Source organism: Erwinia sp. BNK-24-b (genome assembly GCF_047456155.1).
Lineage (GTDB): Bacteria > Pseudomonadota > Gammaproteobacteria > Enterobacterales > Enterobacteriaceae > Erwinia > Erwinia phyllosphaerae.
In genome coordinates, this window is sequence record NZ_CP179901.1 from 3,308,099 (window position 1) to 3,332,369 (window position 24,271).

At 54.7% G+C, this 24,271-nt stretch carries 25 protein-coding genes; 18 read left to right on the forward strand and 7 right to left on the reverse strand.

The window, feature by feature from the left end; translation table 11 throughout:
- Positions 1-44 precede the first annotated feature (44 nt).
- The 4 genes from ACMGGR_RS15110 to ACMGGR_RS15125 all read left to right on the forward strand — a co-directional run bounded on the left by ACMGGR_RS15110 (position 45) and on the right by ACMGGR_RS15125 (position 3,228).
- Entirely contained in the window at positions 45-785 is a 741-nt protein-coding gene (locus ACMGGR_RS15110) for an amino acid ABC transporter permease (RefSeq protein ID WP_246761480.1), read from the forward strand.
- Entirely contained in the window at positions 785-1,462 is a 678-nt protein-coding gene (gene gltK, locus ACMGGR_RS15115) for a glutamate/aspartate ABC transporter permease GltK (RefSeq protein WP_246761479.1), read from the forward strand. The genes ACMGGR_RS15110 and gltK overlap by 1 nt, the downstream gene beginning before the upstream one ends.
- The gene (locus ACMGGR_RS15120; protein WP_414147241.1) at positions 1,463-2,188 is read left to right on the forward strand and encodes an amino acid ABC transporter ATP-binding protein; all 726 of its coding nucleotides are present in this window, start codon (positions 1,463-1,465) and stop codon (positions 2,186-2,188) included.
- 161 nt (positions 2,189-2,349) lie between these two features.
- Positions 2,350-3,228 carry a glycosyltransferase gene (locus tag ACMGGR_RS15125; RefSeq protein ID WP_414147242.1) on the forward strand — a complete coding sequence of 293 codons (879 nt, stop codon included), beginning with the start codon at positions 2,350-2,352 and terminating at the stop codon, positions 3,226-3,228.
- Positions 3,229-3,297: 69 nt separating this feature from the next.
- Here ACMGGR_RS15125 and ACMGGR_RS15130 read toward each other — a convergent pair whose 3' ends face one another.
- The gene (locus tag ACMGGR_RS15130) at positions 3,298-3,780 is read right to left on the reverse strand and encodes a zinc ribbon-containing protein (RefSeq protein WP_246761476.1); all 483 of its coding nucleotides are present in this window, start codon (positions 3,778-3,780) and stop codon (positions 3,298-3,300) included.
- A gap of 224 nt (positions 3,781-4,004) precedes the next feature.
- Between ACMGGR_RS15130 and leuS the strand changes: the two genes are divergently transcribed.
- The 14 genes from leuS (at position 4,005) to lipA (ending at position 19,469) form a co-directional block, all read left to right on the forward strand.
- Positions 4,005-6,587, forward strand: coding sequence for a leucine--tRNA ligase (gene leuS, locus ACMGGR_RS15135; protein WP_414147243.1), 2,583 nt, complete (start codon positions 4,005-4,007; stop codon positions 6,585-6,587).
- A gap of 14 nt (positions 6,588-6,601) precedes the next feature.
- Positions 6,602-7,195 carry an LPS assembly lipoprotein LptE gene (lptE, locus tag ACMGGR_RS15140; protein ID WP_246761474.1) on the forward strand — a complete coding sequence of 198 codons (594 nt, stop codon included), beginning with the start codon at positions 6,602-6,604 and terminating at the stop codon, positions 7,193-7,195.
- Positions 7,192-8,223 carry a DNA polymerase III subunit delta gene (gene holA / locus ACMGGR_RS15145; RefSeq protein WP_414147244.1) on the forward strand — a complete coding sequence of 344 codons (1,032 nt, stop codon included), beginning with the start codon at positions 7,192-7,194 and terminating at the stop codon, positions 8,221-8,223. Before lptE ends, holA begins: the two co-directional genes overlap by 4 nt.
- Positions 8,216-8,878 (forward strand): nicotinate-nucleotide adenylyltransferase, encoded by a 663-nt coding sequence (nadD, locus tag ACMGGR_RS15150; RefSeq protein ID WP_246761472.1) that lies wholly within the window; start codon positions 8,216-8,218, stop codon positions 8,876-8,878. The genes holA and nadD overlap by 8 nt, the downstream gene beginning before the upstream one ends.
- Before the next feature lie 189 nt (positions 8,879-9,067).
- On the forward strand, positions 9,068-10,741 hold the full coding sequence (locus tag ACMGGR_RS15155) for a glycoside hydrolase family 19 protein (protein ID WP_414147245.1): 1,674 nt from the start codon (positions 9,068-9,070) through the stop codon (positions 10,739-10,741).
- 265 nt (positions 10,742-11,006) lie between these two features.
- Positions 11,007-11,324: a ribosome silencing factor gene (gene rsfS / locus ACMGGR_RS15160; protein WP_246761471.1), complete on the forward strand. Its 318-nt coding sequence runs from the start codon at positions 11,007-11,009 to the stop codon at positions 11,322-11,324.
- 3 nt (positions 11,325-11,327) lie between these two features.
- Complete coding sequence (gene rlmH / locus ACMGGR_RS15165; RefSeq protein ID WP_246761470.1) at positions 11,328-11,798, forward strand: 23S rRNA (pseudouridine(1915)-N(3))-methyltransferase RlmH; 471 nt, start codon at positions 11,328-11,330, stop codon at positions 11,796-11,798.
- Positions 11,799-11,826: 28 nt separating this feature from the next.
- A complete protein-coding gene (gene mrdA / locus ACMGGR_RS15170; protein ID WP_246761469.1) occupies positions 11,827-13,731 on the forward strand; it encodes a peptidoglycan DD-transpeptidase MrdA in 1,905 nt (634 codons plus the stop codon).
- A gap of 2 nt (positions 13,732-13,733) precedes the next feature.
- Complete coding sequence (mrdB, locus tag ACMGGR_RS15175; protein WP_246761468.1) at positions 13,734-14,846, forward strand: peptidoglycan glycosyltransferase MrdB; 1,113 nt, start codon at positions 13,734-13,736, stop codon at positions 14,844-14,846.
- A 9-nt stretch (positions 14,847-14,855) separates the two neighbouring features.
- On the forward strand, positions 14,856-15,980 hold the full coding sequence (gene rlpA / locus ACMGGR_RS15180; RefSeq protein ID WP_246761467.1) for an endolytic peptidoglycan transglycosylase RlpA: 1,125 nt from the start codon (positions 14,856-14,858) through the stop codon (positions 15,978-15,980).
- A 124-nt stretch (positions 15,981-16,104) separates the two neighbouring features.
- Positions 16,105-17,316 (forward strand): D-alanyl-D-alanine carboxypeptidase DacA, encoded by a 1,212-nt coding sequence (gene dacA / locus ACMGGR_RS15185; protein ID WP_246761466.1) that lies wholly within the window; start codon positions 16,105-16,107, stop codon positions 17,314-17,316.
- A 105-nt stretch (positions 17,317-17,421) separates the two neighbouring features.
- Positions 17,422-17,685 (forward strand): DUF493 family protein YbeD, encoded by a 264-nt coding sequence (ybeD, locus tag ACMGGR_RS15190; RefSeq protein ID WP_158783723.1) that lies wholly within the window; start codon positions 17,422-17,424, stop codon positions 17,683-17,685.
- A gap of 17 nt (positions 17,686-17,702) precedes the next feature.
- Positions 17,703-18,356 carry a lipoyl(octanoyl) transferase LipB gene (gene lipB, locus ACMGGR_RS15195; RefSeq protein ID WP_414147246.1) on the forward strand — a complete coding sequence of 218 codons (654 nt, stop codon included), beginning with the start codon at positions 17,703-17,705 and terminating at the stop codon, positions 18,354-18,356.
- A gap of 147 nt (positions 18,357-18,503) precedes the next feature.
- The gene (gene lipA / locus ACMGGR_RS15200; RefSeq protein ID WP_246761464.1) at positions 18,504-19,469 is read left to right on the forward strand and encodes a lipoyl synthase; all 966 of its coding nucleotides are present in this window, start codon (positions 18,504-18,506) and stop codon (positions 19,467-19,469) included.
- Positions 19,470-19,544: 75 nt separating this feature from the next.
- Here lipA and tatE read toward each other — a convergent pair whose 3' ends face one another.
- The 6 genes from tatE to ACMGGR_RS15230 form a co-directional block, all read right to left on the reverse strand.
- Positions 19,545-19,751 carry a twin-arginine translocase subunit TatE gene (tatE, locus tag ACMGGR_RS15205; protein ID WP_147196202.1) on the reverse strand — a complete coding sequence of 69 codons (207 nt, stop codon included), beginning with the start codon at positions 19,749-19,751 and terminating at the stop codon, positions 19,545-19,547.
- Positions 19,752-19,880: 129 nt separating this feature from the next.
- A complete protein-coding gene (locus ACMGGR_RS15210) occupies positions 19,881-20,645 on the reverse strand; it encodes an amino acid ABC transporter ATP-binding protein (RefSeq protein ID WP_246761463.1) in 765 nt (254 codons plus the stop codon).
- Positions 20,642-21,580 (reverse strand): amino acid ABC transporter permease, encoded by a 939-nt coding sequence (locus tag ACMGGR_RS15215; RefSeq protein WP_414147247.1) that lies wholly within the window; start codon positions 21,578-21,580, stop codon positions 20,642-20,644. The genes ACMGGR_RS15210 and ACMGGR_RS15215 overlap by 4 nt, the downstream gene beginning before the upstream one ends.
- The gene (locus tag ACMGGR_RS15220) at positions 21,577-22,461 is read right to left on the reverse strand and encodes an ABC transporter substrate-binding protein (protein WP_246761461.1); all 885 of its coding nucleotides are present in this window, start codon (positions 22,459-22,461) and stop codon (positions 21,577-21,579) included. Before ACMGGR_RS15220 ends, ACMGGR_RS15215 begins: the two co-directional genes overlap by 4 nt.
- Before the next feature lie 12 nt (positions 22,462-22,473).
- Positions 22,474-23,262, reverse strand: coding sequence for a deaminated glutathione amidase (locus tag ACMGGR_RS15225; protein WP_414148977.1), 789 nt, complete (start codon positions 23,260-23,262; stop codon positions 22,474-22,476).
- Entirely contained in the window at positions 23,262-24,218 is a 957-nt protein-coding gene (locus ACMGGR_RS15230; protein WP_414147248.1) for a nitrate ABC transporter substrate-binding protein, read from the reverse strand. The genes ACMGGR_RS15225 and ACMGGR_RS15230 overlap by 1 nt, the downstream gene beginning before the upstream one ends.
- Positions 24,219-24,271 lie beyond the last annotated feature (53 nt).

The following is a 24,271-nucleotide window of genomic DNA, read 5'->3' on the forward strand; positions in this document are numbered from 1 at the left end:
TGCGACAGGGTAGCGCTGCTACCCTTTTTCTACCGGAGTGACTTATGTCAATTGATTGGAACTGGGGAATCTTTCTGCAGCAGGCCCCTTTTGGCAATACGACCTACCTGGGGTGGCTGTGGTCCGGCTTTCAGGTCACGATTGCCGTTTCTGTTTGCGCATGGATTATCGCTTTTTTTGTTGGCTCGCTGTTTGGCATTTTACGAACCGCGCCCGAGCGCTGGCTGTCGGCTATCGGCACCTGCTATGTTGAACTGTTTCGTAACGTACCGTTGATCGTACAGTTTTTTATCTGGTATCTGGTTGTGCCGGAGCTGCTGCCTGAAAGCATCAGTACCTGGTTTAAATCAGAACTGGATCCCAATATTCAGTTTTTCACCTGCTCCGTGCTTTGCCTGGGGTTATTCACCGCGGCTCGTGTCTGTGAGCAGGTGCGCGCCGCTATTCAGTCGCTGCCGCGCGGCCAAAAGAACGCCGGACTGGCAATGGGCCTGACGCTGCCGCAAACCTACCGCTACGTGCTTTTGCCTAACGCCTATCGGGTTATCGTACCGCCGATGACGTCAGAAATGCTGAACCTGGTGAAAAACTCCGCTATTGCCTCAACTATCGGGCTGGTCGATATGGCGGCGCAGGCCGGCAAGCTGCTGGACTATTCGGCTCACGCCTATGAATCTTTTACCGCTATTACGCTGGCCTATATCGCCATTAACGTTGTGATAATGCTGTTGATGAGCCTGGTTGAACGCAAAGTACGCTTGCCTGGCGGCATGGGGGGCAAATAATGTACGAATTTGACTGGAGCACGATTGTTCCAAACCTGCCTTATCTGCTTAACGGTATGGTTATTACGCTGAAAATCACCGTTATTGCGGTCATCTTTGGCATCATCTGGGGCACCTTACTGGCCGTAATGCGCCTGTCCAGCTTCAAACCGATTAGCTGGTTCGCCAAACTTTACGTCAACCTGTTCCGCTCTGTTCCGCTGGTCATGGTGCTACTCTGGTTCTACCTGGTGGTCCCCAGCTTTCTACAGCAGGTTCTGGGCGTTTCACCTAAAACCGATATCCGTCTGATCTCGGCAATGGTGGCGTTTGCTCTGTTCGAGGCGGCTTACTATGCGGAAATCATCCGCGCGGGGATTATCAGTATCGCTCGCGGTCAGGGTAACGCCGCGCTGGCGCTGGGCATGACGCAGTGGCAGGCCATGCAGCTGATTATTCTGCCGCAGGCGTTCCGCGCGATGGTGCCGCTCCTGCTTACTCAGGGCATCGTGTTATTCCAGGATACCTCGCTGGTTTACGTGCTCAGCCTTGCCGACTTCTTCCGTACCGCCGACACCATCGGCATCAATAACGGCACCGAAATCGAAATGGTGCTGTTTGCCGGTGCGGTTTACTTTGTTATCAGCCTTAGCGCTTCGCTGTTGGTCAGCTATTTGAAGAAAAAAAGGACAGTATAAATGATTACCCTGAAAAACGTTTCAAAGTGGTATGGTCACTTTCAGGTGCTGACCGACTGCTCTACGGAAGTGAAAAAAGGCGAAGTAGTGGTGGTTTGCGGCCCTTCCGGCTCCGGTAAATCAACGCTGATTAAAACGGTTAATGGCCTCGAACCCGTTCAGGAAGGCACGATTGCCGTTAACGGTACCGCCGTTAACGATAAGAAAACCAATCTGGCGCAGCTACGTTCCAAAGTTGGCATGGTTTTCCAGCACTTTGAGCTGTTTCCTCATTTAACCATCGTAGAAAATTTGACGCTGGCGCAGGTCAAAGTCCTGAAGCGCAATAAGAAAGAAGCCCGGGAGAAAGGACTCAAGCTGCTGGCGCGCGTAGGGCTGTCGGCCCATGCTAATAAGCATCCCGGCCAGCTTTCCGGTGGCCAGCAGCAGCGTGTAGCTATTGCACGCGCGCTCTGTATGGATCCTGTCGCCATGCTGTTTGACGAACCTACTTCCGCACTCGATCCGGAAATGATTAATGAAGTACTGGACGTGATGGTGGAACTGGCCAATGAAGGCATGACGATGATGGTGGTAACCCATGAAATGGGCTTCGCCCGCAAGGTCGCCAACCGGGTAATCTTTATGGATGAAGGGAAAATTGTGGAAGACTCGCCGAAGGACGAGTTCTTTAACAATCCCCAGTCCGATCGCGCAAAAGACTTTCTGGCTAAAATCCTGCACTAATCCCTCGAAGGGCAGCGCTATGCTCTGCCCTTTATTAGCACGCTTACTCCTTAACCATTTCAAAAAAGAGGAAACCAAACAGCGTTAAGACGCTTTTGATAACGGCATGCCGGGCTACGTGTAAGATTAGTTACTTTCTTAACCGAGCCGGAGAAGCCATAGTGATACCCCATAAAATTCATTATATATGGATTGGAACGGAAATATCTTTAGAGAATTTGTGTAATATCATTCGCAACAGCGTGGTTAACAAAAGTTATCAAATCATTATCTGGACAGATGATATAAGCATGCTCAGGAAAACCGCAAGGCGGTATGAATTCCCCTCCAGCCACATTCAGGTGAGAAATATTAACACTCTTTTCCCTCGTCTTAAAAACGTGAGCGATAAAGATAATTTATTAAGAAACAGCGCTACTTTTCTGCATTCCCTTTTCCTGCGCCAGTCTCACGGACACTATGCCAACTTTGCCTGCGCCAGCGATATTGCCAGGCTGGTAATTTTATATATCGAAGGCGGTATTTATTTTGATGCTGATGTAAAACTGATAGCAACAGAAGGGTTCGAAATCGATGACGAAACCGATCTTAGAATTGAAAGCAAAAGGCTGCCGATAAACATTACCGCGCCTTCCGGCCTGTTAATCGGCGGCAATCAGGAAAGATACCCTGAAAAAGGCTTTATTAACGATAAAATTGGCAACGCCATTCTTGCGGCTCCCGCCGGATCGGAAATCGTCAGGGAGCTTTTACTCACAATTAAAGAAAATTTTACTATGAAGAACGATAACGCATGGGGATACGGCAAAACAAAAATGCGATATTTTTCAACATTATGTTTTACCGGCCCCTATTTATTCACCGACGTGCTGGTAAAAGAAAAGATGATTCCTGATTGTTATATAATGGAAAACACGACTGGCGCTCTTTTTGAAAAGTTAAATGCAGCGGCTAACTGGATAAAAGTGCCAAAGCTGAAAACTTATCGGGTTAGCTTTAGCCAGCACAAAATGCTGTGGCTGGATAGCTGCCCTTTATAGCCAGGCAGCCGCTACTGTAGCGGGCGCTCGCGTTGCGCCTTTTATCCCTGTGCCGTATTGCCGCCGCGCCTAAGGCTCGAAAGGCACGCGCTGAAACTGATCGTTACCGCATTCAGGACAGCGCGTCAGCGCTTCTGGCGTATAGATGGCGCGGGTAAACCGGCATTTTTCGCAGACCAGGTTACCCAGGCCGACAACCTCGCCACTCTGATAAACACCATGATGGTTAAGATCCTGGAAAACCTCGCGCCATTCCAGCTGGCTTTTATCGGTAATATCCGCCAGCTCCTTCCAGACGCTTTGACGGATCACGCGTAGAAAAACGCTGTCGCCAGCATCATCTTCATTTTCCGTATAGCTGCGGGCGAACTCTTCAAGATCTCGTCGTACGGCCCGGGTGACATCATCTATCTGGCTACGGGTAAGCTCGCCGCGATTATTCATCCGCTGCCTGGCGCTTTCGACCAGCGCATCAATATCATGCTCGCCTTTATTAATTCTCTCTGTCAAAGAAGAAACCAGTTCACGATAGTACTGAGCCACCTTGTTCATTTTTTCTCCTGAAGGTCCCGATATAAGCTGTCTTCAGTTTAGCTCTGTTCGCATTATTGCAGCGGGATGACGGCAAAATTTGCCTGCCATCTTCCAGCTTGCAGAGAAATGCCCGCTGCCAGGGCGGTTACTGTTGTTGCGCCGGGGGCGAATCAGCTATGCTATGCGGATCTAAACGAACCCGAAAAGAGCCTGGCGCTCTTTAAAAAGGACCACTGGCTGCCATGCAAGAGCAATATCGCCCGGAAGAGATAGAATCCCGTGTGCAACAACACTGGGACGAGAAGCAAACCTTTAAAGTCACCGAGGAGGAAGGTAAAGAGAAGTATTACTGCCTCTCCATGCTGCCCTATCCTTCTGGCCGCCTACATATGGGCCACGTGCGTAACTACACCATCGGTGATGTTATTTCGCGCTATCAGCGCATGCTGGGCAAAAACGTGCTGCAGCCAATTGGCTGGGATGCTTTCGGCCTGCCTGCGGAAGGCGCTGCGGTAAAAAACAACACCGCGCCTGCGCCGTGGACCTACGACAACATCGCCTACATGAAAAACCAGCTTAAGCTGCTGGGGTTTGGCTATGACTGGAGCCGCGAGCTGGCTACCTGCCAGCCGGAATACTATCGCTGGGAGCAGTGGTTCTTTACCCGACTGTATGAAAAAGGCCTGGTTTATAAGAAAACGTCTGCCGTTAACTGGTGCCCGCACGACCAGACCGTACTGGCTAACGAACAGGTTATCGACGGCTGCTGTTGGCGCTGCGACACGCAGGTTGAGCGTAAAGAGATCCCACAGTGGTTTGTCAAAATCACCGACTACGCCGATGAGCTGTTAAACGATCTGGATACGCTGGAAAGCTGGCCCGAGCAGGTCAAAACCATGCAGCGTAACTGGATTGGCCGTTCGGAAGGCGTGGAGATTACCTTTGACGTCGACGCCAGCGAAGAAAAACTGACCGTTTACACTACGCGTCCGGATACGTTTATGGGCGCGACTTACCTGGCGGTAGCGGCCGGGCATCCGCTGGCTATTCAGGCCTCGGTAAACAATCCAGCGCTGGCGGACTTTATAGCGGAATGCCGCAACACCAAAGTTGCCGAAGCCGAAATGGCGACGATGGAGAAGAAAGGCATGGCCACCGGCCTGTTTGCTGTCCATCCGCTGACGGGCGACAAGGTACCGGTTTGGGTGGCTAACTTTGTTCTGATGGAATACGGCACCGGTGCGGTAATGGCAGTTCCGGCGCACGACCAGCGCGACTGGGAATTCGCTCAAAAATATCAGCTGGAAATCAAACCTGTTGTGCTGAACCTGGACGGCAGCGAGCCGGACGTCAGCAGCGCTGCAATGACCGATAAAGGTACCCTGTTCAACTCTGGCGAGTTTAGCGGACTGGATCACGAAGCCGGTTTTAACGCCATTGCCCAGGCGCTGGCCGATAAGGGTGTTGGCGAACGTAAAGTTAACTATCGCCTGCGCGACTGGGGGGTTTCCCGTCAGCGTTACTGGGGCGCGCCAATTCCAATGGTGACGCTGGAAGATGGTACGGTCATGCCAACGCCGGAAGACCAGCTGCCGGTGATCCTGCCGGAAGACGTAGTCATGGACGGCATCACCAGCCCGATCAAAGCCGACCCGGAGTGGGCCAAAACCACCGTTAACGGCCAGCCTGCGCTGCGTGAAACCGACACCTTTGACACCTTTATGGAGTCTTCCTGGTACTACGCCCGCTATACCTGCCCGGACTTTGATAAAGGCATGCTGGATCCCGCTGCAGCAAACTACTGGCTGCCGGTGGATCAGTATGTTGGCGGCATTGAGCATGCAATTATGCACCTGCTCTACTTCCGCTTCTTCCACAAGCTGCTGCGTGACGCTGGCCTGGTAACGTCAAACGAGCCGGCTAAGCGCCTGCTGTGCCAGGGTATGGTACTGGCAGATGCCTTCTACTATCTGGGCGCCAACGGCGAACGCAACTGGGTTTCTCCGGTTGACGTCACCGTCGAGCGTGACGAGAAAGGCCGTATCGTGAAAGCCTCTGATGCAGCGGGTCACGAGCTGGTTTACGCGGGCATGAGCAAAATGTCGAAGTCAAAAAACAACGGCATCGACCCACAGGTTATGGTTGAACGCTACGGCGCGGATACCGTCCGTCTGTTTATGATGTTTGCTTCCCCGGCGGAAATGACGCTGGAGTGGCAGGAATCCGGTGTGGAAGGCGCTAACCGCTTCCTGAAGCGCGTGTGGAAACTGGTCTTTGAACACACGGCAAAAGGCCCGGCTGGCGCGTTGAACGTAGAGAGCCTTAACGACGAACAGAAGTCGCTGCGTCGCGATCTGCACAAAACCATTGCCAAAGTTTCCGACGATATTGGCCGTCGTCAGACCTTTAATACCGCGATTGCGGCAATTATGGAGCTGATGAACAAGCTGGCGCGTGCGCCACAGGAAAGCGAGCAGGATCGCGCGTTAATGCACGAAGCGCTGCTGGCTGTGGTACGCATGCTTTATCCGTTTACGCCGCACGCCTGCTTTACCCTGTGGGAAGCGCTGAACGGCGAAGGTGAAGTGGATAACGCTGCCTGGCCACAAGCTGATGATGCGGCTATGGTCGAAGATTCTCTGCTGGTCGTTGTGCAGGTAAACGGCAAAGTTCGCGGTAAGATCACCGTCCCGGCGGATGCGACTCAGGAGCAGGTTCAGGCGCGTGCCGCGCAGGAACATCTGGTGGCTAAATATCTGGACGGCGTGACTATCCGTAAAGTGATTTACGTTCAAGGCAAGCTGCTTAACCTGGTTGTAGGTTAATGTCAGGAGGAAGAGTGCGACAAATTATCTCTCTGCTGGTGGTTGGGCTAACGCTGCTCACCGCCGGCTGCGGCTATCATCTGCGCGGCACCACGTCAGTGCCGGCAGAAATGAAAACGATGATTGTGGACACGGGCGATCCGAACGGACCGCTGGCGCGTGCCGTTCGCGAGCAGCTGCGTTTGAACAACGTCACCATTCTGGAAAAGCCAGGCCTGCGCAAAGATGTACCTTCGTTGCGTCTGGGCGGGGAAACGCAGGGACGTGATACCGCTTCGATCTTCCAGGACGGTAAAACCGCAGAGTACTCTCTGGTGATGACGGTTAACGCACAGGTACTGATCCCAAATAAAGGTATCTATCCGCTCAGCGCCACGGTTTATCGTTCATTCTTCGATAACCCGCTGGCCGCGCTGGCGAAAGACTCCGAGCAGGACATTATCATTAGCGAAATGCGTACTCAGGCAGCGCAACAGCTGGTACGTAAGCTGCTGACCGTGCACGCGGCAGAGAAAGACAGTTCAATCGATACCCTGGGCGGTACGCCAGCGGCTATCGATCAGACTTCGCCGCGCTCTGTTCTGCCTGACAACTCCTACACCAGATGATCAGGATCTATCCTGAACAGCTTGCCGCGCAGCTCCGCGAGGGGCTGCGCGCCTGCTATATCCTGAGCGGCAACGAGCCGTTGCTGCTGCAGGAATCCCAGGACGCCGTGCGCGCCAGCGCACAGCAACAGGGTTTTATCGAACATTTTAACGTCGCAGTCGATCAACACACCGACTGGGACGCCGTTTTTTCTACCTGTCAGGCGCTCAGTCTCTTCGCCAGCCGACAGACGCTAACGCTCCTGCTGCCGGAAAACGGCCCTAACGCGGCGATAGCAGAGCGACTGCTTATGCTTTCTACGCTGCTGCATCAGGATATCCTGCTGCTGCTGCGCGCGCCCAAATTGACCAAAGCGCAGGAAAACAGCGCCTGGTTTAAAGCCCTTTCCGCCGACGCGGTGCTGGTGCCTTGCCAGACGCCGGAGCAGGCGCAGCTTCCTCGTTGGGTAACAACGCGAGCCAAAAGCATGAAGCTGGTGGTGGACGACGCGGCAGTACAGCTGCTGTGTTACTGCTATGAGGGCAACCTGCTGGCGCTGTCGCAGGCGCTCGAGCGCCTTTCACTGCTCTGGCCGGACGGCAAGCTGACGTTGCCCAGAGTGGAGCAGGCGGTTAACGATGCCGCTCACTTTACGCCTTTTCACTGGGTGGATGCGCTGCTGGCCGGCAAAAGCAAGCGCGCCCGGCATATTTTGCAGCAGATAAAAGCGGAAGAAAACGAGCCGGTCATCTTGCTGCGTACGCTGCAAAGAGAGCTGCTGACTTTACTGGCGTTGCAGCGGCAAATAGTCAAGACCCCCTTACGCACGCTGTTCGACCAGCAGCGCGTCTGGCAGAACCGGCGTCCGCTGTTTACCCAGGCGCTGCAGCGGCTTTCTGCCAGGCAGCTGGCACAGGCAATTCGTCTGCTTACCCGCATCGAACTTAGCCTGAAGCAAGACTATGGCCAGACCGTCTGGGCAGAGCTGGAAACCCTGTCGCTGCTGCTCTGTAGCCAGGCTTTCCCGGAGACGTTTTGCGATGTCTGAAACACCAGCACTACAGGCCCTGTTTGGCGGCACCTTTGATCCCATTCACTTTGGGCATCTTCGTCCCGTTGAAGCGCTGGCCGCGCAGCTTAATCTTCAGCAGGTAACGCTGCTGCCAAATAACGTGCCGCCGCATCGTCCACAGCCGGAAGCCTCCCCTGCTCAGCGGGTGAAAATGATTTCACTGGCGATAGCTGACCATCCGCTTTTTAATATTGACCAGCGCGAACTTAATCGCCAGACGCCTTCATGGACGATTGAAACCTTAATTGATATTCGTCGTGAACGCGGTAAGCAGCAGCCGTTAGGTTTTATTATCGGCCAGGATTCTTTGCTGACGCTACATAAATGGCATCGCTGGCAGGAGCTGCTCGATTATTGCCATTTGCTGGTCTGTAAACGCCCTGGCTATGCGGAAGAAATGGCAACGCCAGAACAGCAGCGCTGGCTGGATAGCCATCGGACAAAAAATATATCTCAACTGCATCAGCAACCTGCCGGTTCGGTTTTCCTGGCGGAAACCGCTCTCTGGCCCATCTCCGCCACGGAAATCCGCACGCGTCGCCATGCCGGACTTCCCTGTGATAATTTGCTGCCCGCCTCGGTTATTCGCTGGATTGATCAACAGAAGCTTTATTTACCGCAAGACAGTTAATAAATATCCCGCATCGAAAACAGCCATCAAGATTAATCTTATCTCTTCTTATTCATATTAATAGCACCGTAAATTAATTATTAATAATTTCCCGTGCAGATATTCCCTGTTTAAAATCCCGCCTGTCGCCTGCCAATAAAAAATAACCGCGCTTTTATTAAAATCAGACCTCAGTTTGGGACTAATACAATGAAGATTGAACGAAAAAAAAGATGTATAAAAAAATTACTGCTTGCCAGCTGTATAGCCATTTCCTGTAATGCTTTTGCTCACGACCTGTATAACCCACAGCAAACTTATCCCGCAGGATCTTACGTCACGCTGGACGGTAAAACTTATCACGCCAAATGGTGGGTGGGCGAAGGCCAGCGTCCGGATGCAATAGTCGCTAATCCATGGGAAACGCCGTGGGAGCTGGTGCAGGACAACGGCACGCCTGACAATGAGTCAGATGTGACGCCGCAGCCGACCCCCGACGTTACACCGGAACCCGATCCGCTACCGGATGTAACCCCGTCCGACTACCCGCCTTACGTAGCAGGCACGGCTTATAAATCAGGCGATATCGTCAGCAACGCCGGCAAAGATTATATCTGTAAAGAAGGGGTCGCGGCCTGGTGTAGCGGCAGCGCGCTGGCCTATGAGCCTGGCGTTGGCCACGGCTGGGCATCTGCCTGGTCTCTCTATACCGGCAACGGCAGCGATGATGCCGACGGCAGTCAGCCAGAAGCCACGATGAAGCTCTCCCGCAGCGAGCTGGAAAAAGCAGAAACGCAGTTGACCAGCGGTGGCCTGATGAGCGAAGTCATCGCTTCTATTGCCACGCTGGACAACGACCGGGTAGAAAAAATCACCGCTGGCGCAAAAGATAATCCGTCCAACGTGCAGCGCGTGGAAAAAATTATTGATGCCGCACGCTGGGACTATCTGTTCCCACGCCGCGACGCCGCCTATACCTACGATAATTTCCTGAAGGCCGTGGGTAAATTCCCTCGTCTTTGCGGCGACTATACCGACGGTCGTGATGCAGATCAGATCTGCCGCAAAACGCTGGCAACCATGTTTGCGCACTTTTCCCAGGAAACCGGCGAACACAATGTTCATGGCGACGTGCCTGAATGGCGTCAGGGCCTGCACTGGGTACGTGAGATGGGCTGGGTTGAAGGCCAGCCGAACGGCTACAACGGCGAATGTAATCCGGATACCTGGCAGGGCAAAGCCTGGCCGTGCGGCAAGGATAAAGAAGGCCGCTATCTGAGCTATTTTGGCCGTGGTGCCAAGCAGCTTAGCTACAACTACAACTATGGCCCGTTCTCAGAGGCGATGTATGGCGACGTGCGCGTGCTGCTTGATAAACCAGAACTGGTAGCCGATACGTGGCTGAACCTGGCCAGCGCCATCTTCTTCTATATCTATCCGCAGCCGCCGAAACCCAGCATGCAGTTTGTTATTGATGGAACATGGCAGCCTAACGCGCAGGATAAAGCGGATGGCCTGGTGCCTGGCTTTGGCGTGACCACGCAGATTATCAACGGCGGCGTCGAGTGCGGCGGCAGCGTCGAGGTGGCTCAGTCACTCAACCGTATTAAATACTACGAAGCTTTTGCCAAAGAGCTGAATGTACCGATTGCCGAGGGTGAGGTGCTGGGCTGTAAAAATATGAAACAGTTTGCGGAAGGCGGTGCCGGCGCGTTACCCATCTACTGGGAAGAGAACTGGGACTACAGCGCGCAAAATCCTGGCGGCAAGAGCTATGCCTGTAAACTGGTGGGTTATCAGACACCTTATAGCGCATTTAAAAAGGGCGATTATGCCGAATGCGTAAAAGCGCATTTCCCTGACCTGGTTATTACCGATAAATAGTTAACGCCAGCGGAAGAGGTAATCCCCTCTTCCGCTTTACCTCCTGCCCACGTATTCACTCTTTTTCTAAAGTAAAGGAAGCGCCGCCGCCATTGACTCTCAGGCCGGGGCTGTTATCCTCCGCTGCCAGGATTTTTAGCGAGCAGCGACATCAGCTCACAATTATTCAGTACAGGATCGTGGATCTTCCGCGCCGACATGGGATAATAGTCTTTCCGCCTGGCGGAAAACCATCTCGTTCTAACCGTATTCAGAGGGGAACCTTTTGCAAGGTCAAGCACTCCAGGAATTTGTCATTGATAAAATCGATGACCTGAAAGGCCAGGATATTGTGTCTGTTAACGTACAGGGCAAATCCAGTATTACCGACTGCATGATTATCTGTACCGGCACCTCCACGCGTCACGTGGCGTCTATCGCCGATCACGTCGTGCAGGAATCGCGCGCCGCGGGCCTGAAGCCGCTCGGCGTTGATGGCAAAGCAGCCGCTGATTGGGTTGTGGTCGACCTCGGCGATGTTATTGTGCACGTCATGCAGGAAGAGAGCCGCCGCCTCTACGAACTCGAAAAACTCTGGAGTTAACGAGTGAAGCTGCAGCTGGTCGCCGTCGGCACCAAAATGCCGGATTGGGTGCAAACCGGATTTCTGGAATACCTGCGTCGTTTTCCCAAGGATATGCCGTTTGAGCTGACCGAAGTGCCGGCCGGCAAGCGCGGAAAAAACGCCGACATTAAACGCATTCTGGAAAAAGAAGGCGAAGCGATGCTGGCCGCCACGGGTAAAGGCAACCGCATCGTCACGCTGGATATTCCGGGCCAGCCGTGGGAAACCCCGCAGCTGGCTACGCAGCTGGAGCGCTGGAAGCAGGATGGCCGCGATGTCAGCCTGCTGATCGGCGGCCCGGAAGGACTGGCACCGGCCTGCAAAGCGGCAGCCGAGCAGAGCTGGTCGCTCTCCGCGCTGACCCTGCCTCATCCGCTGGTACGCGTGCTGGTGGCAGAGAGCCTTTATCGGGCATGGAGTATTACGACCAACCATCCTTACCATCGCGAATAGAGCTTAACGGGACAGATTAAAGCAGCGGATGAAATTACAACGTAACGCCTTTCGTGACTATACCGCCGAACAGACGCTGTTTGTTCGGCGGGCAATGATCGCTTTTTTCGGCATCTTACTGCTTTCCGGCGTGCTGATCGCTAACCTCTACCATCTGCAAATTATTCGCTATACCGATTACAGTACCCGTTCCAATGAGAACCGCATCAAGCTGGTGCCCGTCGCGCCCAGCCGCGGCATTATCTTTGACCGCAACGGCACGCCGCTGGCGCTAAACCGCACCATTTACCAGATTGAGCTGGTGCCGGAAAAGGTCGAAAGCCTGGAAAAAACGCTGCTGGCGCTACGGTCGGTGGTCGATTTGACCGACGAAGATATTGTCGCTTTTGAAAAAGAGCGCAAGCGCTCGCGCCGCTTTACCTCTATTCCGCTTAAAACCGGCCTGAATGAAGTGCAGGTTGCCCGTTTTGCCGTCAACCAGTACGCCTTTCCCGGCGTAGAGGTGAAGGGCTACCAGCGCCGCTACTATCCCTACAGCTCTGCCCTGACCCACGTGCTTGGCTACGTTTCCAAAATCAACGATCGCGACGTTGACCGGCTGGATAAAGCAGGCAAATGGCCGAACTACGCGGCCACGCACGATATCGGCAAGCTGGGCATCGAACGCTATTACGAAGATTTACTGCACGGCAAAACCGGCTACGAAGAGGTAGAGGTTAATAACCGCGGCCGCGTTATCCGACAGCTGCACGAGCAGCCGCCGCAGGCCGGCCAGGATATCTGGCTCACCATCGACCTTAAACTGCAGCAGTATATCGAAACGCTGCTGGCCGGTAGCCGCGCCGCCGTGGTGGTAACCGACCCGCGCAACGGCGAAATCCTGGCCATGGTTTCCATGCCAAGCTACGATCCGAACCTGTTTGTCGACGGTATCAGCAGTAAGGACTATAGCCAGCTGCTGAAAGATCCTGACCGGCCGCTGATTAACCGCGCGACCCAGGGCGCCTACCCGCCCGCCTCTACGGTGAAGCCTTATATTGCCGTTTCCGCCCTCTCTGCCGGGGTGATTAACAAGAACACCAGCCTGTTCGATCCCGGCTGGTGGCAGCTTCCCGGCTCTGAAAAGCGGTTTCGCGACTGGAAACACTGGGGGCACGGCCATCTGAACGTCACGAAGTCGCTGGAAGAGTCGGCCGATACCTTTTTCTATCAGGTCGCCTATGACATGGGCATCGATCGCCTTTCCGAATGGATGGGCAAATTTGGCTATGGCCATCTTTCCGGGATCGATCTGGTGGAAGAGACCGCAGGCAATATGCCTACCCGCGAATGGAAGATGAAGCGCTTTAAAAAACCTTGGTACCAGGGCGACACCATTCCGGTCGGCATCGGCCAGGGTTACTGGACGGCTACCCCGGTGCAGATGAATAAAGCGATGATGATTCTGATTAATGACGGCGTGGTGCGTACGCCGCATTTGATGATGTCCAACGCGCTAAACAACGTCAGAGTGCCCTGGAAACAGCCCGACATTCCGCCCGTGGCCGACATTCATTCCGGTAACTGGGAAATTGCCAAAGACGGTATGTACGGCGTAGCAAACCGACCAAACGGGACGGCGCGCAAAAGCTTTGCTGACGCGCCGTATAAAATCGCCGCCAAGTCAGGTACGGCTCAGGTATTTGGTCTGAAAGAGAACGAAACCTATAACGCCCATAAAATTTCCGCGCTGCTGCGTGACCACAAGCTGATGACCGCTTTCGCGCCCTATGACAAGCCGCGCGTGGCGGTGGCGATGATCCTGGAAAACGGCGGCGCCGGTCCGGCAGTGGGCACCATCATGCGTCAAATCCTCGATCACATTATGCTCGGGGACAACAATACTAACCTGCCAGACGCCGCCCCGGTGCCGTCTGGCTACGAAGGCGAATAACCATGAACGATCGTCATCAGAAAAGCACTATCTGGACGAGAATCCACGTCGATCCCACCTTTTTTATTTTAATCTCTGCCCTGCTGGTCTACAGCGCGCTGGTGATCTGGAGCGCCAGCGGCCAGGATCCGGGCATGATGGAGCGCAAGCTGGGCCAGATAGCGATGGGTATCGTTATTATGCTGGTCATGGCGCAGATCCCGCCGCGCGTATATGAAGGCTGGGCACCCTATCTTTATATTCTTTGCGTGGTGCTGCTGGTGGCCGTTGATGCCTTTGGCCACATCAGTAAAGGCGCGCAGCGCTGGCTGGATTTGGGCATCGTGCGCTTTCAGCCTTCGGAAATAGCGAAAATCGCCGTGCCGCTGATGGTCGCGCGCTTTATTAACCGCGACATCTGCCCCCCGACGTTAAAAAATACCGCCATCGCGCTGGTGCTGATTTTTATGCCTACGCTGCTGGTCGCCGCGCAGCCCGACCTCGGCACGGCCATCCTGATTGCGGCTTCCGGGCTGTTTGTGCTGTTTCTTTCCGGTATGAGCTGGAAGCTGATTCTGGTCGCGGTGCTGCTGGTTGCGGCCTTTGTCCCGGTACTCTGGTTCTTTTTAATGCATGATTACCAGCGCGACCGCGTGATGATGCTGCTTGATCCGGAAAGCGACCCGCTGGGTGCAGGCTATCATATTATCCAGTCTAAAATTGCCATCGGCTCCGGCGGCCTGCGCGGCAAAGGCTGGCTGCACGGCACGCAATCGCAGCTGGAGTTCTTACCCGAACGCCATACGGACTTTATCTTTGCCGTACTGGCCGAAGAGCTTGGTCTGGTGGGCGTGCTGGTGCTGCTGGTGCTTTATATTCTGGTGATCATGCGCGGCCTGCTAATGGCGGCGCGGGCGCAAACCACCTTCGGCAGAGTCATGGCAGGCGGCCTGATGTTGATTTTCTTTGTGTATGTTTTTGTGAATATTGGTATGGTCAGCGGTATATTACCGGTGGTTGGCGTCCCGCTGCCGCTGGTCAGCTATGGCGGCTCCGCCCTTATCGTCCTGATGGCCGGATTTGGCATTATCATGTCGATTCACACCCACCGTAAACTGTTGTCAAAAAGCGTTTAAGAGGCTTATATGCGTAAGGATTGGCTCTGGATTGGCCTGACGGCGGCACTGCTGGCTGGCTGTACTACTGAACAACAGCAGGCGCCTGTTACCCAACAGCAGGCCTATAACGGTCCCGTAGTGGAAATTGGCGGCGTGGAGCCGCGCTACGAACCCCTTAGCCCGAATGCCAACCAGGATTATCGGGTTAACGGCCAGAACTACCGCATTGTGAAAAACCCGGACAACTTTAGCGAAACCGGGCTGGCAAGCTGGTATGGCGAAGAAGCGGACGGTACGCGTACCGCCATTGGCGAGACGTACGATTCGCAGGCGTTGACCGCCGCTCATCCAACGCTGCCTCTGCCCGCTTACGTACGCGTGACTAACCTCGCCAACGGCCGCCAGATAGTGGTGCGCGTTAACGATCGCGGGCCTTATAAGCCAGGCCGCATTATCGATCTCTCAAAAGCGGCCGGCGATCGCCTGAATATCTCCAATAATAGCCGCGTAAAAGTGGACTATATCAAGGTCGCGCCAGACGGCTCGCTGTCCGGCCCCGGTACTATTGGGACCACGGTAGCGAAACAGAACTATGCCCTGCCGCCGCGTCCCGATCTCAGCGGCGGTATGGTAACGATGGGGGCCGCTGCCGTGGATCCCTCGTCAGCCAGTACGCAGCCTGCTGCAACGCCAGCCGAACCGGCAACCCGTCCTGTTGATAACAGCACGCTCAGCAGCGACGACAATATGGGCGCGCCGGTACGCAGCAGCGGCTTTTTAGGCGCACCGCAGCCGCTGCCTAATGGCGTGCTGGAAGGTAACGAGCCGGAACCCGCTCCCGTAGCGGCTCCGCAAACCGCAGCGCCCGTTGCTGCTCCAGCGCCCGTTGCTGCTGCGCCAGTCGCGGCCACAGGCGGTACGGTTTACGTTGTGCAGGCCGGTGCGCTGAGCGACGCAACGCGAGCGCAACAGCTGATGACGTCGTTGAGTAAAAAGTTTGGCGTACCGGGAAGCGTTGACGCACGCGGCAACGTTTATCGCGTCCAGCTAGGCCACTTTACCTCGCGCCAACAGGCCGCTGCGCTACAGCAGCGTCTTTCCAGCGAAGCCAGCCTTACCTCTTTCGTGACCACAGCGTCTGGTAAAATGTGACCGATGTCCGGAAATCCGTCTGCGCCACGCCGTTCCGGCAGGTAAAGACGGATGCCGGGCAGAAACGCATTTGCTATAGTGAGTCACTTTTTTTAACTTAGCCATGGATGTTGTCGTCCCCAACATGAATATTCTGACCTCTTCCCAACAGCTTAAACGTCTGGCGGCTGGTTCGCTGATTGCCCTTAGCCTCACTACCTTCGCCCATGCCGAAGATGTAAACATCAAAACCATGATCCCCGGCGTACCGGACATTGATGCCGAAGCCTATGTCCTGATCGACTACAACTCAGGCAAAGTGCTGGCTGAAAAAAACGCTGACGCGCGCCGCGATCCGGCCAGCCTGACTAAAATGATGACCAGCTATGTAATTGGTCAGGCGGTAAAAGCAGGCAAAATTCACCAGGACGACGTGGTCACCGTAGGTAAAGATGCCTGGGCTACCGGTAACCCGGTGTTTAAAGGTTCTTCGCTGATGTTTCTGAAACCGGGCGATCGCGTACCGGTTTCCCAGCTGACTCGCGGCATCGTGTTGCAGTCAGGTAACGACGCTTGCGTAGCGATGGCAGATTACGTCGCGGGCAGCCAGGACGCTTTTGTCGGCCTGATGAACAACTATGTTAAGGCGATTGGCCTGCAAAACACCCACTTCCAGACCGTACACGGCCTTGACGCGGACGGCCAGTATAGCTCGGCGCGCGATATGGCGCTGATTGGCCAGGCGCTGATCCGTGACGTGCCGGATGAATACGCCGTTTATAAAGAAAAAGATTTTACCTTTAACAACATTCGCCAGACCAACCGTAACGGTCTGCTGTGGGACACCAGCCTGCACGTTGACGGCATCAAAACCGGCCACACCGAATCGGCGGGCTATAACCTGGTCGCCTCGGCAACCGAAGGCCAGATGCGTTTGATCTCGGCAGTGATGGGCGGCCACACCTATAAAGGCCGTGAAACCGAAAGCAAAAAGCTGCTGACCTGGGGCTTCCGCTTCTTTGAAACCGTTGCGCCGTTGAAAGCAGGTAAAGAGTTTGCTTCTGAGCCGGTCTGGTTCGGCAACAGCGATCGCGTTCAGCTTGGCGTTCAGAAGGATGTTTACCTGACCATCCCTCGCGGCCGCATGAAAGATCTGAAAGCCAGCTATACGCTGAGCAATACCGAACTGCATGCACCGCTGGCGAAAAACCAGGTTGTCGGCACTATTAACTTCCAGCTGGATGGCAAAACCATCGAGCAGCATCCGCTGGTGGTGCTGAACGATATGCCGGAAGGCGGTTTCTTTGGCCGCATCGTTGACTACATCAAGCTGATGTTCCATCACTGGTTCGGCTAAGCCGCCAACGGGCGCTTGATTTCGGTCTTAATGCGCCCCATATTGAATTTATATCCAGGCTCCCGCTGCGGCGGGAGTCTTTGTTTTAGCTTTACCGGAGCCATTATGAAAACCAACCTTAAAGAACTGCTCGAATTTCCTACGCCTTTCACCTATAAAGTGATGGGTCTGGCACAGCCAGAGCTGGTTGATCAAGTAGTTGAAGTGGTTCAGCGTCATGCGCCGGGCGACTACTCTCCGGATGTCAAACCCAGCAGCAAAGGTAACTACCACTCGGTTTCTATCACCATTACGGCTACCCACATTGAGCAGGTGGAAACGCTGTATGAAGAGCTGGGCAAAATAGAAATCGTCCGTATGGTGCTGTAAAACTGACCGGAACAGCTATGCATCAGGATACCTTACTTATTCGCCAGCTGGGGCTACAGCCCTGGGGGCCCGTTTCTCAGGCCATGCACGACTTTACCAATCAGCGCGGTGAAGAGACGCCTGACGAAATCTGGCTGGTTGAACATCCGCCCGTCTTCACCCAGGGCCAGGCGGGTAAGGCGGAGCACTTGCTGATGCCTGGTGATATTCCGGTTATGCAGAGCGATCGCGGCGGCCAGGTTACCTACCACGGGCCTGGCCAGCAGGTAATGTATGTCCTGATTAATCTGAAGCGCCGCAAAATCGGCGTGCGCCAGCTGGTCACCGCGATTGAACAAACGGTTATCGATACGCTGGCCCATTTTAACGTTACCGCCGCAGCCAGAGCCGATGCGCCCGGCGTTTACGTGGACGGCAAAAAAATCTGCTCGCTTGGTTTGCGGATCCGCAACGGCAGCTCTTTTCACGGTCTGGCCCTCAATGTAAATATGGACCTCGCGCCTTTTTTACGTATCAATCCCTGTGGCTATGCCGGTCTTGAAATGACCCAGCTCAGCGCTTTTCATCCCGGCGTAACGCTGGCCGATGTGCAGCCGCTGCTGATAAAACACTTTACGCACCTGCTGGATATCACCTCGCTACACTGGCTTACGCCGCAGGCTCAACCTTAACTTTACAATTTCGTCACATTTTCTCCGTCGGCCCGGCTGAAACTCGCGGTGCAAGGTGATATAATTTTTTCGCTTTTATCAAAAAAAATTGATCACGCGGCTCTTTTGCGGCTGACTAGCGCACGCCAACCTGGAAATTGCAAGATTATGAGTAAACCGATTCAGATGGAACGCGGCGTAAAATACCGCGACGCAGATAAGATGGCGCTGATCCCGGTAAAAACCGTGGTCACCGAGCGTACCGAGATTTTACGTAAGCCGGAGTGGATGAAGATCAAGCTCCCTGCCGACTCCAGCCGCATTCAGGGTATCAAAGCCGCAATGCGTAAAAACGGTCTGCACTCCGTCTGTGAAGAGGCTTCCTGCCCTAACCTTGCAGAATGCTTTAACCACGGCACCGCCACTTTTATGATCCTCGGCGCTATCTGTACCCGCCGCTGCCCGTTCTGTGACGTGGCGCATGGCCGTCCCGTACAGCCTGACGCTAACGAGCCGGAAAAGCTGGCACAGACCATTGCCGATATGGGCCTGCGTTATGTGGTTATCACTTCTGTGGATCGCGATGATTTGCGTGACGGTGGCGCTCAGCATTTTGCGGACTGTATTACCGCCATCCGTGCAAAAAGCCCGACGATAAAAATCGAAACGCTGGTGCCGGACTTCCGTGGTCGTATGGATCGCGCGCTGGAAATCCTTAACGCCACGCCGCCGGACGTGTTTAACCACAACCTGGAAAACGTGCCGCGCGTCTATCGCCAGGTCCGTCCCGGCGCTAACTACGAGTGGTCGCTGAAGCTGCTGGAGCGTTTTAAAGAAGCGCATCCGGAAATCCCGACCAAATCTGGCCTGATGGTGGGCTTGGGCGAAACCAACGCTGAAATCGTTGAAGTCATGCGCGATCTGCGTCGTCACGGCGTGACCATGCTGACGCTGGGTCAGTATCTCCAGCCAAGCCGTCACCATTTACCGGTGCAGCGCTACGTAAGTCCGGCCGAATTTGACGAAATGAAAGAGGCGGCGATGGAAATGGGCTTTACCCACGCGGCCTGCGGCCCGTTCGTACGCTCTTCCTATCATGCGGATATGCAGGCAAAAGGCCTGGAAGTGAAATAAAAAATTACATTTCTGCAACAGATACAAAAAACGGATGACCAGGTCATCCGTTTTTTTATCGCTTCTCGCGGGAAATTACTCTTTGTGAGCAACCTGTTCAGCCGGTTTCTCTTCAGCGACAGGCGCTTTTTTCGCGGAGGTGTCGTCATCGCTCATCGCTTTTTTAAAGCCTTTGATAGCCGACCCTAAATCACCGCCCAGAGAGCGTAACTTGTTGGTTCCGAACAGCAATACAATCAGAGCACCAATGATCAGCAGTTTGGCAATACTGATACCTTCCATACACACCTTCTTTTTTAACCGGACCGTTAAAGGTCAATAACCATAAAGTGTATTAACGCGCAGATCGTTGGTCAATACAACCGCAACCTGTAACAGAGTAAGATCTGCACAGCGCTTCGCAGAATGATATCAGATAAACCGGCGCAGAAAAGCCTGAAATCGCGGATGCTGCGGATTAACCAGTACCTCTTCCGGTGGCCCCTGCTCTACCACCACGCCTCCGTCCATAAAAACGACCCGATCGGCCGCTTCGCGGGCAAAGCCAATTTCGTGAGTCACCACTATCATCGTCAAACCTTGTTCGGCAAGAGTTCGCATAGTTGCCAGTACTTCGCCAACCAATTCCGGATCGAGCGCGGAGGTGGGTTCGTCAAACAGCATCAGCTTTGGCCGGATAGCTAACGCCCTGGCGATAGCCACGCGCTGCTGCTGGCCGCCGGAAAGATGACGAGGCCAGGCATGCGCTTTATCACTCAAGCCCACCGTTGCCAGCAGCTCGGTGGCATACTCTACCGCGGCCGAACGCGACTGTTTGTGCACGCCCGTTGGCGCTTCAATAATATTTTGCAGTACGGTCAGATGGGGGTAGAGATTGAACTGTTGAAAAACCATGCCAATCTCCTGGCGCTGCCGGGCTATTTTCCGCGCCGAAAGGCGTTGTAGCCGTCCTTTTTTTAATTCGTAGCCAATTTGCCGATCGTTAACCATAATCGACCCGGCACTCATCTCTTCCAGGTGGTTGATACAGCGTAAAAAAGTTGATTTTCCCGAGCCGGAAGGCCCCAAAATTACCACAACCTCACCGGGCATGACGTCGAGATCGATGCCTTTTAAAACGCTGTTATCACCATAGCTTTTCTGCACGTTACGCGCCTGTACCAGCGGCTGGATCATAGCTCCTCCTTATGCAGCAAAAGGCGATTAACCAGCGGAACAGACGGCCAGCGGCGCCTGGCGGCGGAGGCGCTGCGACGAACGCCTCGTGAATAGTAACGCTCAATCGCAGACTGTCCGACGTTGAGCACGGAAGTGATTAACAGATACCAGATGACCGCAACCATCAGCATGGGGATCACTTCAAACGTACGGTTATAGATTGACTGGACAGAATAAAGTAAATCGCCCATTGCAATAACGCTCACCAGCGACGTCGCCTTGATCATGCTGATAAGCTGATTGCCGGTTGGCGGAATAATTGCGCGCATCGCCTGTGGAATAATAATGCGGCGCAACGCGCGGGCGCGGCTCATGCCAAAGGCCTGGGTTGTTTCAAACTGCCCACTGTCCACCGACTGTAAACCAGCCCGGATAATTTCCGCCATATAGGCGGCTTCGTTAAGCGCCAGGCCAGCAATCGCGGCGGTTAGCGGCGTAATCAGATCGTTAGTGTTCCAGCTGGCAACGATCGGCCCGCCAAAAGGGATGCTCAGCGTCACGTGGGGAAACAGGGTCGACATGTTGTACCAGAAGATAAGCTGTACCAGCAACGGCGTGCCGCGAAAGAACCAGATATACAGACGTGATAGACCGCTTAACAGCACGTTATCAGAGAGCCGGGCTACCGCTAACAGCAAACCCAGCAGCGTACCCAGGATCATGGAGACCACGGTCAGCCCAAGCGTGACCTGCAACCCCTTTAGCACCGATGCTTCGGTAAACCATTTGCCAACCACGCTCCACTCAAAGTTTGGGTTTTCCGCTATCAGCCAGCCGGCGTCGGCCGCTACGCACAACACGATTATCCAGCAAGCTATGCGGCCATAGCGCGGTTTCGGCCGGGCAAAAGCCACGTCGCGCTGCTCTGCTTCTCTGGCGGCAGCCGGTTTCATTTTGCTGCTCCTTGTGCCAGATTGACGCCCGGCACCTTAATCATATTGCCGTCCAGCTTCCACTTTTTCATGATGGCGGCATAGGTGCCGTTGTTAAACAATACTTTGTAGCCGTCCAGCACCACTTTTCCCAGCGCGGAATCTTTTGGCACGACCGTCCCCTGGAAAATATCGCCAAAGCCGTTTTTGTTGCCTTGTCCGGTTAGCTCCAGCTGGCCATGCGACTGCTCCACAAAATAGACCAGCGGTGCCTGAGAAGAGAAAAAAGCGTCCGAACGTTTTGAACGCACCGCCAGAATGGAAGAAGGCTGATCGGTAAACGACTGCACCGTTACCGCAGGCTTACCCGCCGTCACGCAGGCCCTGGACTGCTTGCGGATAACCTGCTCCGCCGATCCGGCCGCCATCACCGCAATGCGCTTGCCGCAGGTATCTTCCAGGCCGTTGATTTTTGCCGGATTGCCTTTCTGTACGGCGAATACCACAAACTCCTGCACGTAGTCGATAAAATCATTTTTTTGCTGGCGATCCGGATAGTCGCCAATCGGGCCGATTGCCAGCTGATAACGCCCGGATTTAATACCGGCCAGCACGCCGGAAAGCCCGCTGACGGTAGCATGCTCGATTTTTATGCCCAGCAGCTGCGCCAGCGCCTCGCCTAAATCGGCCGAGGCGCCGCTCATGGAGGCTGGCCCTTCCACGATTTCATAGGGCGGAAAAGAACCGTTATTAACAGAGATCATTTTGCCCGCCTGCTTAATATCGGCAGGCAAACGGTCGTGCAGCGCCGGATCCATTTTGACCGTGGGGATCGCGTCGGCAGCCTGCGCCAGCGCGGTGGTTAATCCCAACGCCAGAGCGATAGCGGTTACTGTTTTCATTAACTTTCTCGCTTAATTAAGTTCAGGACGGGCAAAACGGCGATTTTCAAGCACGGGCAACACGTGGCGCGCATGGTCGATCCGGGCAGGATCTAACTCCGCAAAAAGCAACATCGGCGCTTCGGCGGCTTTCGCTATGGCTACGCCCAGCGGGTCGACCGTCAGGCTACAGCCGATATTGCGCGGCCCGCACTCGCCAACGGCCACCACATAGCAGGTGTTTTCCAGCGCGCGAGCCGTGACCAGTACTTCCCAGTGCATCTCTTTCAGCGGCCCCTTGACCCATGCGGCTGGCAGAATCAGCACCTCGGCACCGTCCAGCGCCAGCCGGCGAGCCTGTTCAGGGAAACGCACGTCGTAACAGGTCATCAGTCCAACCTTCATGCCCGCCACTTCCACCAGCGGCGGTATTTCATTGCCGGCGTTGACGTTGCGGGATTCCTGCATAGCAAAGGCGTCGTAGAGATGCAGCTTGTCGTAGCGGGCGATGATTTCACCGTTGCGAATGGCGAGCAGCACATTCAGCGCTTTGCCGCTGTCGGTCGGCACGTGAATGGTCATCATGGTTGTCAGTGAGTTACCGCGGCTGGCGGCATAAATTAACGATAAAAAGGGGCCATCCAGCGGCTGTGCGGCTTTTAAGACCAGGTCCGGATCGGCAATATCGCGGGCCAGCACGCCTTCCGGCAGCACCAGAAGATCGGCCCCGCCAGCCTGTGCCTGCTTCATTAAGCGGATACAGGTCTGCGCGTTCTCTTGCCATTCGCGGCTGACCGCAAATTGTCCCGAAGCGACTTTCATCATAAACCTCCGTTGGCCGCGGCCGGAAATAACGCTTCCGGCGTAAGGCATTGAGCGGTAATTTTCTGTGCGAAAAGCTCGCTGGCAAAATCGCTAATCATTTTATGGTTAGCGCTCAGCCCGTTGCTGTTCCAGTCGGCAGGTAAATCTTGCGCGGTTCGTCGCAGCTCATCGAGCAGCCAGGGCGTGGTATCAGCATACTTTTCGCGTTTTTCGTGCCAGAGGCGAGCGGACTCGTCGATAACTCTGCTCAACTCGGCGGGAAGATGGGGATGCTGTCGGGCAACGTCAGGCTTAACGGCCAGGATATGATGGCCAGGGATATAGCCAACCCGGTTAAAATACGCCAGCTCCGCCTCGCGGAAATCGCTTTGCAGCTGGCGCAGGCCGGAGCCGTTGAAAAATCCCTGCGGCATAAAAGGCGTGAAGACCGCATCCAGCTCGCCAGCTTTGAGCAGGTCAATAAGCGGGTGTTCGCCTGGCGCAGCTTCAATACGGCCTGCACGGCCAAAACCGCCCAGCCGGTCAACGACAGGATGCGCGGCGGTTAACCGTCCGGCAAACCAGAAGGCATCCTCAACCTCTACTCCCGCTTCACGTAGCAGTGCCCGCGTCCAGGTATTGCCGGAATCCTGCCAGCCGGTTACGCCAATCCTTTTGCCTTTTAACCGATCGAGCGAAATCAATGGACTGTATTCTGTCGTGATGATGCAGCGCTGACGAAACCCCCGCATTAAAAAGTGCGGTAGCGCCAGCAGCGAGCAATCCCCTTTCGCCCTGAGCTGAGCATAGCGGCTAAAAGAAACTTCCGCAGCATCATAGCCGCTGTCGGCAAGATCGTTGACCAGGGTTTCCACACGGTGCACCTCCAGCGCAAACCCTTCCGGCCTGATGTCGCCAAGCGCCAGCGGCGTAAAATAGTCCCAGTCCCGTACCGCTAAGCGGATCGTCACCATTTCTCTTTTCCCGTCTTGGTAAAGCGGCCACGAAGGGCGCGCAAATAAACAAC

What these genes read in the sequence shown, in the direction of transcription:
- lipA (WP_246761464.1), top strand. Translation starts at nt 18,504, where the DNA reads ATGAGTAAACCGATTCAGATGGAACGCGGCGTAAAATACCGCGACGCA.
- leuS (WP_414147243.1), top strand. Translation starts at nt 4,005, where the DNA reads ATGCAAGAGCAATATCGCCCGGAAGAGATAGAATCCCGTGTGCAACAA.
- ACMGGR_RS15210 (WP_246761463.1), bottom strand. Translation starts at nt 20,645, where the DNA reads ATGATCCAGCCGCTGGTACAGGCGCGTAACGTGCAGAAAAGCTATGGT.
- ACMGGR_RS15120 (WP_414147241.1), top strand. Translation starts at nt 1,463, where the DNA reads ATGATTACCCTGAAAAACGTTTCAAAGTGGTATGGTCACTTTCAGGTG.
- ACMGGR_RS15155 (WP_414147245.1), top strand. Translation starts at nt 9,068, where the DNA reads ATGAAGATTGAACGAAAAAAAAGATGTATAAAAAAATTACTGCTTGCC.
- ACMGGR_RS15230 (WP_414147248.1), bottom strand. Translation starts at nt 24,218, where the DNA reads ATGGTGACGATCCGCTTAGCGGTACGGGACTGGGACTATTTTACGCCG.
- ybeD (WP_158783723.1), top strand. Translation starts at nt 17,422, where the DNA reads ATGAAAACCAACCTTAAAGAACTGCTCGAATTTCCTACGCCTTTCACC.
- tatE (WP_147196202.1), bottom strand. Translation starts at nt 19,751, where the DNA reads ATGGAAGGTATCAGTATTGCCAAACTGCTGATCATTGGTGCTCTGATT.
- ACMGGR_RS15130 (WP_246761476.1), bottom strand. Translation starts at nt 3,780, where the DNA reads ATGAACAAGGTGGCTCAGTACTATCGTGAACTGGTTTCTTCTTTGACA.
- ACMGGR_RS15110 (WP_246761480.1), top strand. Translation starts at nt 45, where the DNA reads ATGTCAATTGATTGGAACTGGGGAATCTTTCTGCAGCAGGCCCCTTTT.
- mrdA (WP_246761469.1), top strand. Translation starts at nt 11,827, where the DNA reads ATGAAATTACAACGTAACGCCTTTCGTGACTATACCGCCGAACAGACG.
- dacA (WP_246761466.1), top strand. Translation starts at nt 16,105, where the DNA reads ATGAATATTCTGACCTCTTCCCAACAGCTTAAACGTCTGGCGGCTGGT.
- lipB (WP_414147246.1), top strand. Translation starts at nt 17,703, where the DNA reads ATGCATCAGGATACCTTACTTATTCGCCAGCTGGGGCTACAGCCCTGG.
- rlpA (WP_246761467.1), top strand. Translation starts at nt 14,856, where the DNA reads ATGCGTAAGGATTGGCTCTGGATTGGCCTGACGGCGGCACTGCTGGCT.
- nadD (WP_246761472.1), top strand. Translation starts at nt 8,216, where the DNA reads ATGTCTGAAACACCAGCACTACAGGCCCTGTTTGGCGGCACCTTTGAT.
- ACMGGR_RS15220 (WP_246761461.1), bottom strand. Translation starts at nt 22,461, where the DNA reads ATGAAAACAGTAACCGCTATCGCTCTGGCGTTGGGATTAACCACCGCG.
- mrdB (WP_246761468.1), top strand. Translation starts at nt 13,734, where the DNA reads ATGAACGATCGTCATCAGAAAAGCACTATCTGGACGAGAATCCACGTC.
- holA (WP_414147244.1), top strand. Translation starts at nt 7,192, where the DNA reads ATGATCAGGATCTATCCTGAACAGCTTGCCGCGCAGCTCCGCGAGGGG.
- gltK (WP_246761479.1), top strand. Translation starts at nt 785, where the DNA reads ATGTACGAATTTGACTGGAGCACGATTGTTCCAAACCTGCCTTATCTG.
- ACMGGR_RS15215 (WP_414147247.1), bottom strand. Translation starts at nt 21,580, where the DNA reads ATGAAACCGGCTGCCGCCAGAGAAGCAGAGCAGCGCGACGTGGCTTTT.
- ACMGGR_RS15225 (WP_414148977.1), bottom strand. Translation starts at nt 23,262, where the DNA reads ATGAAAGTCGCTTCGGGACAATTTGCGGTCAGCCGCGAATGGCAAGAG.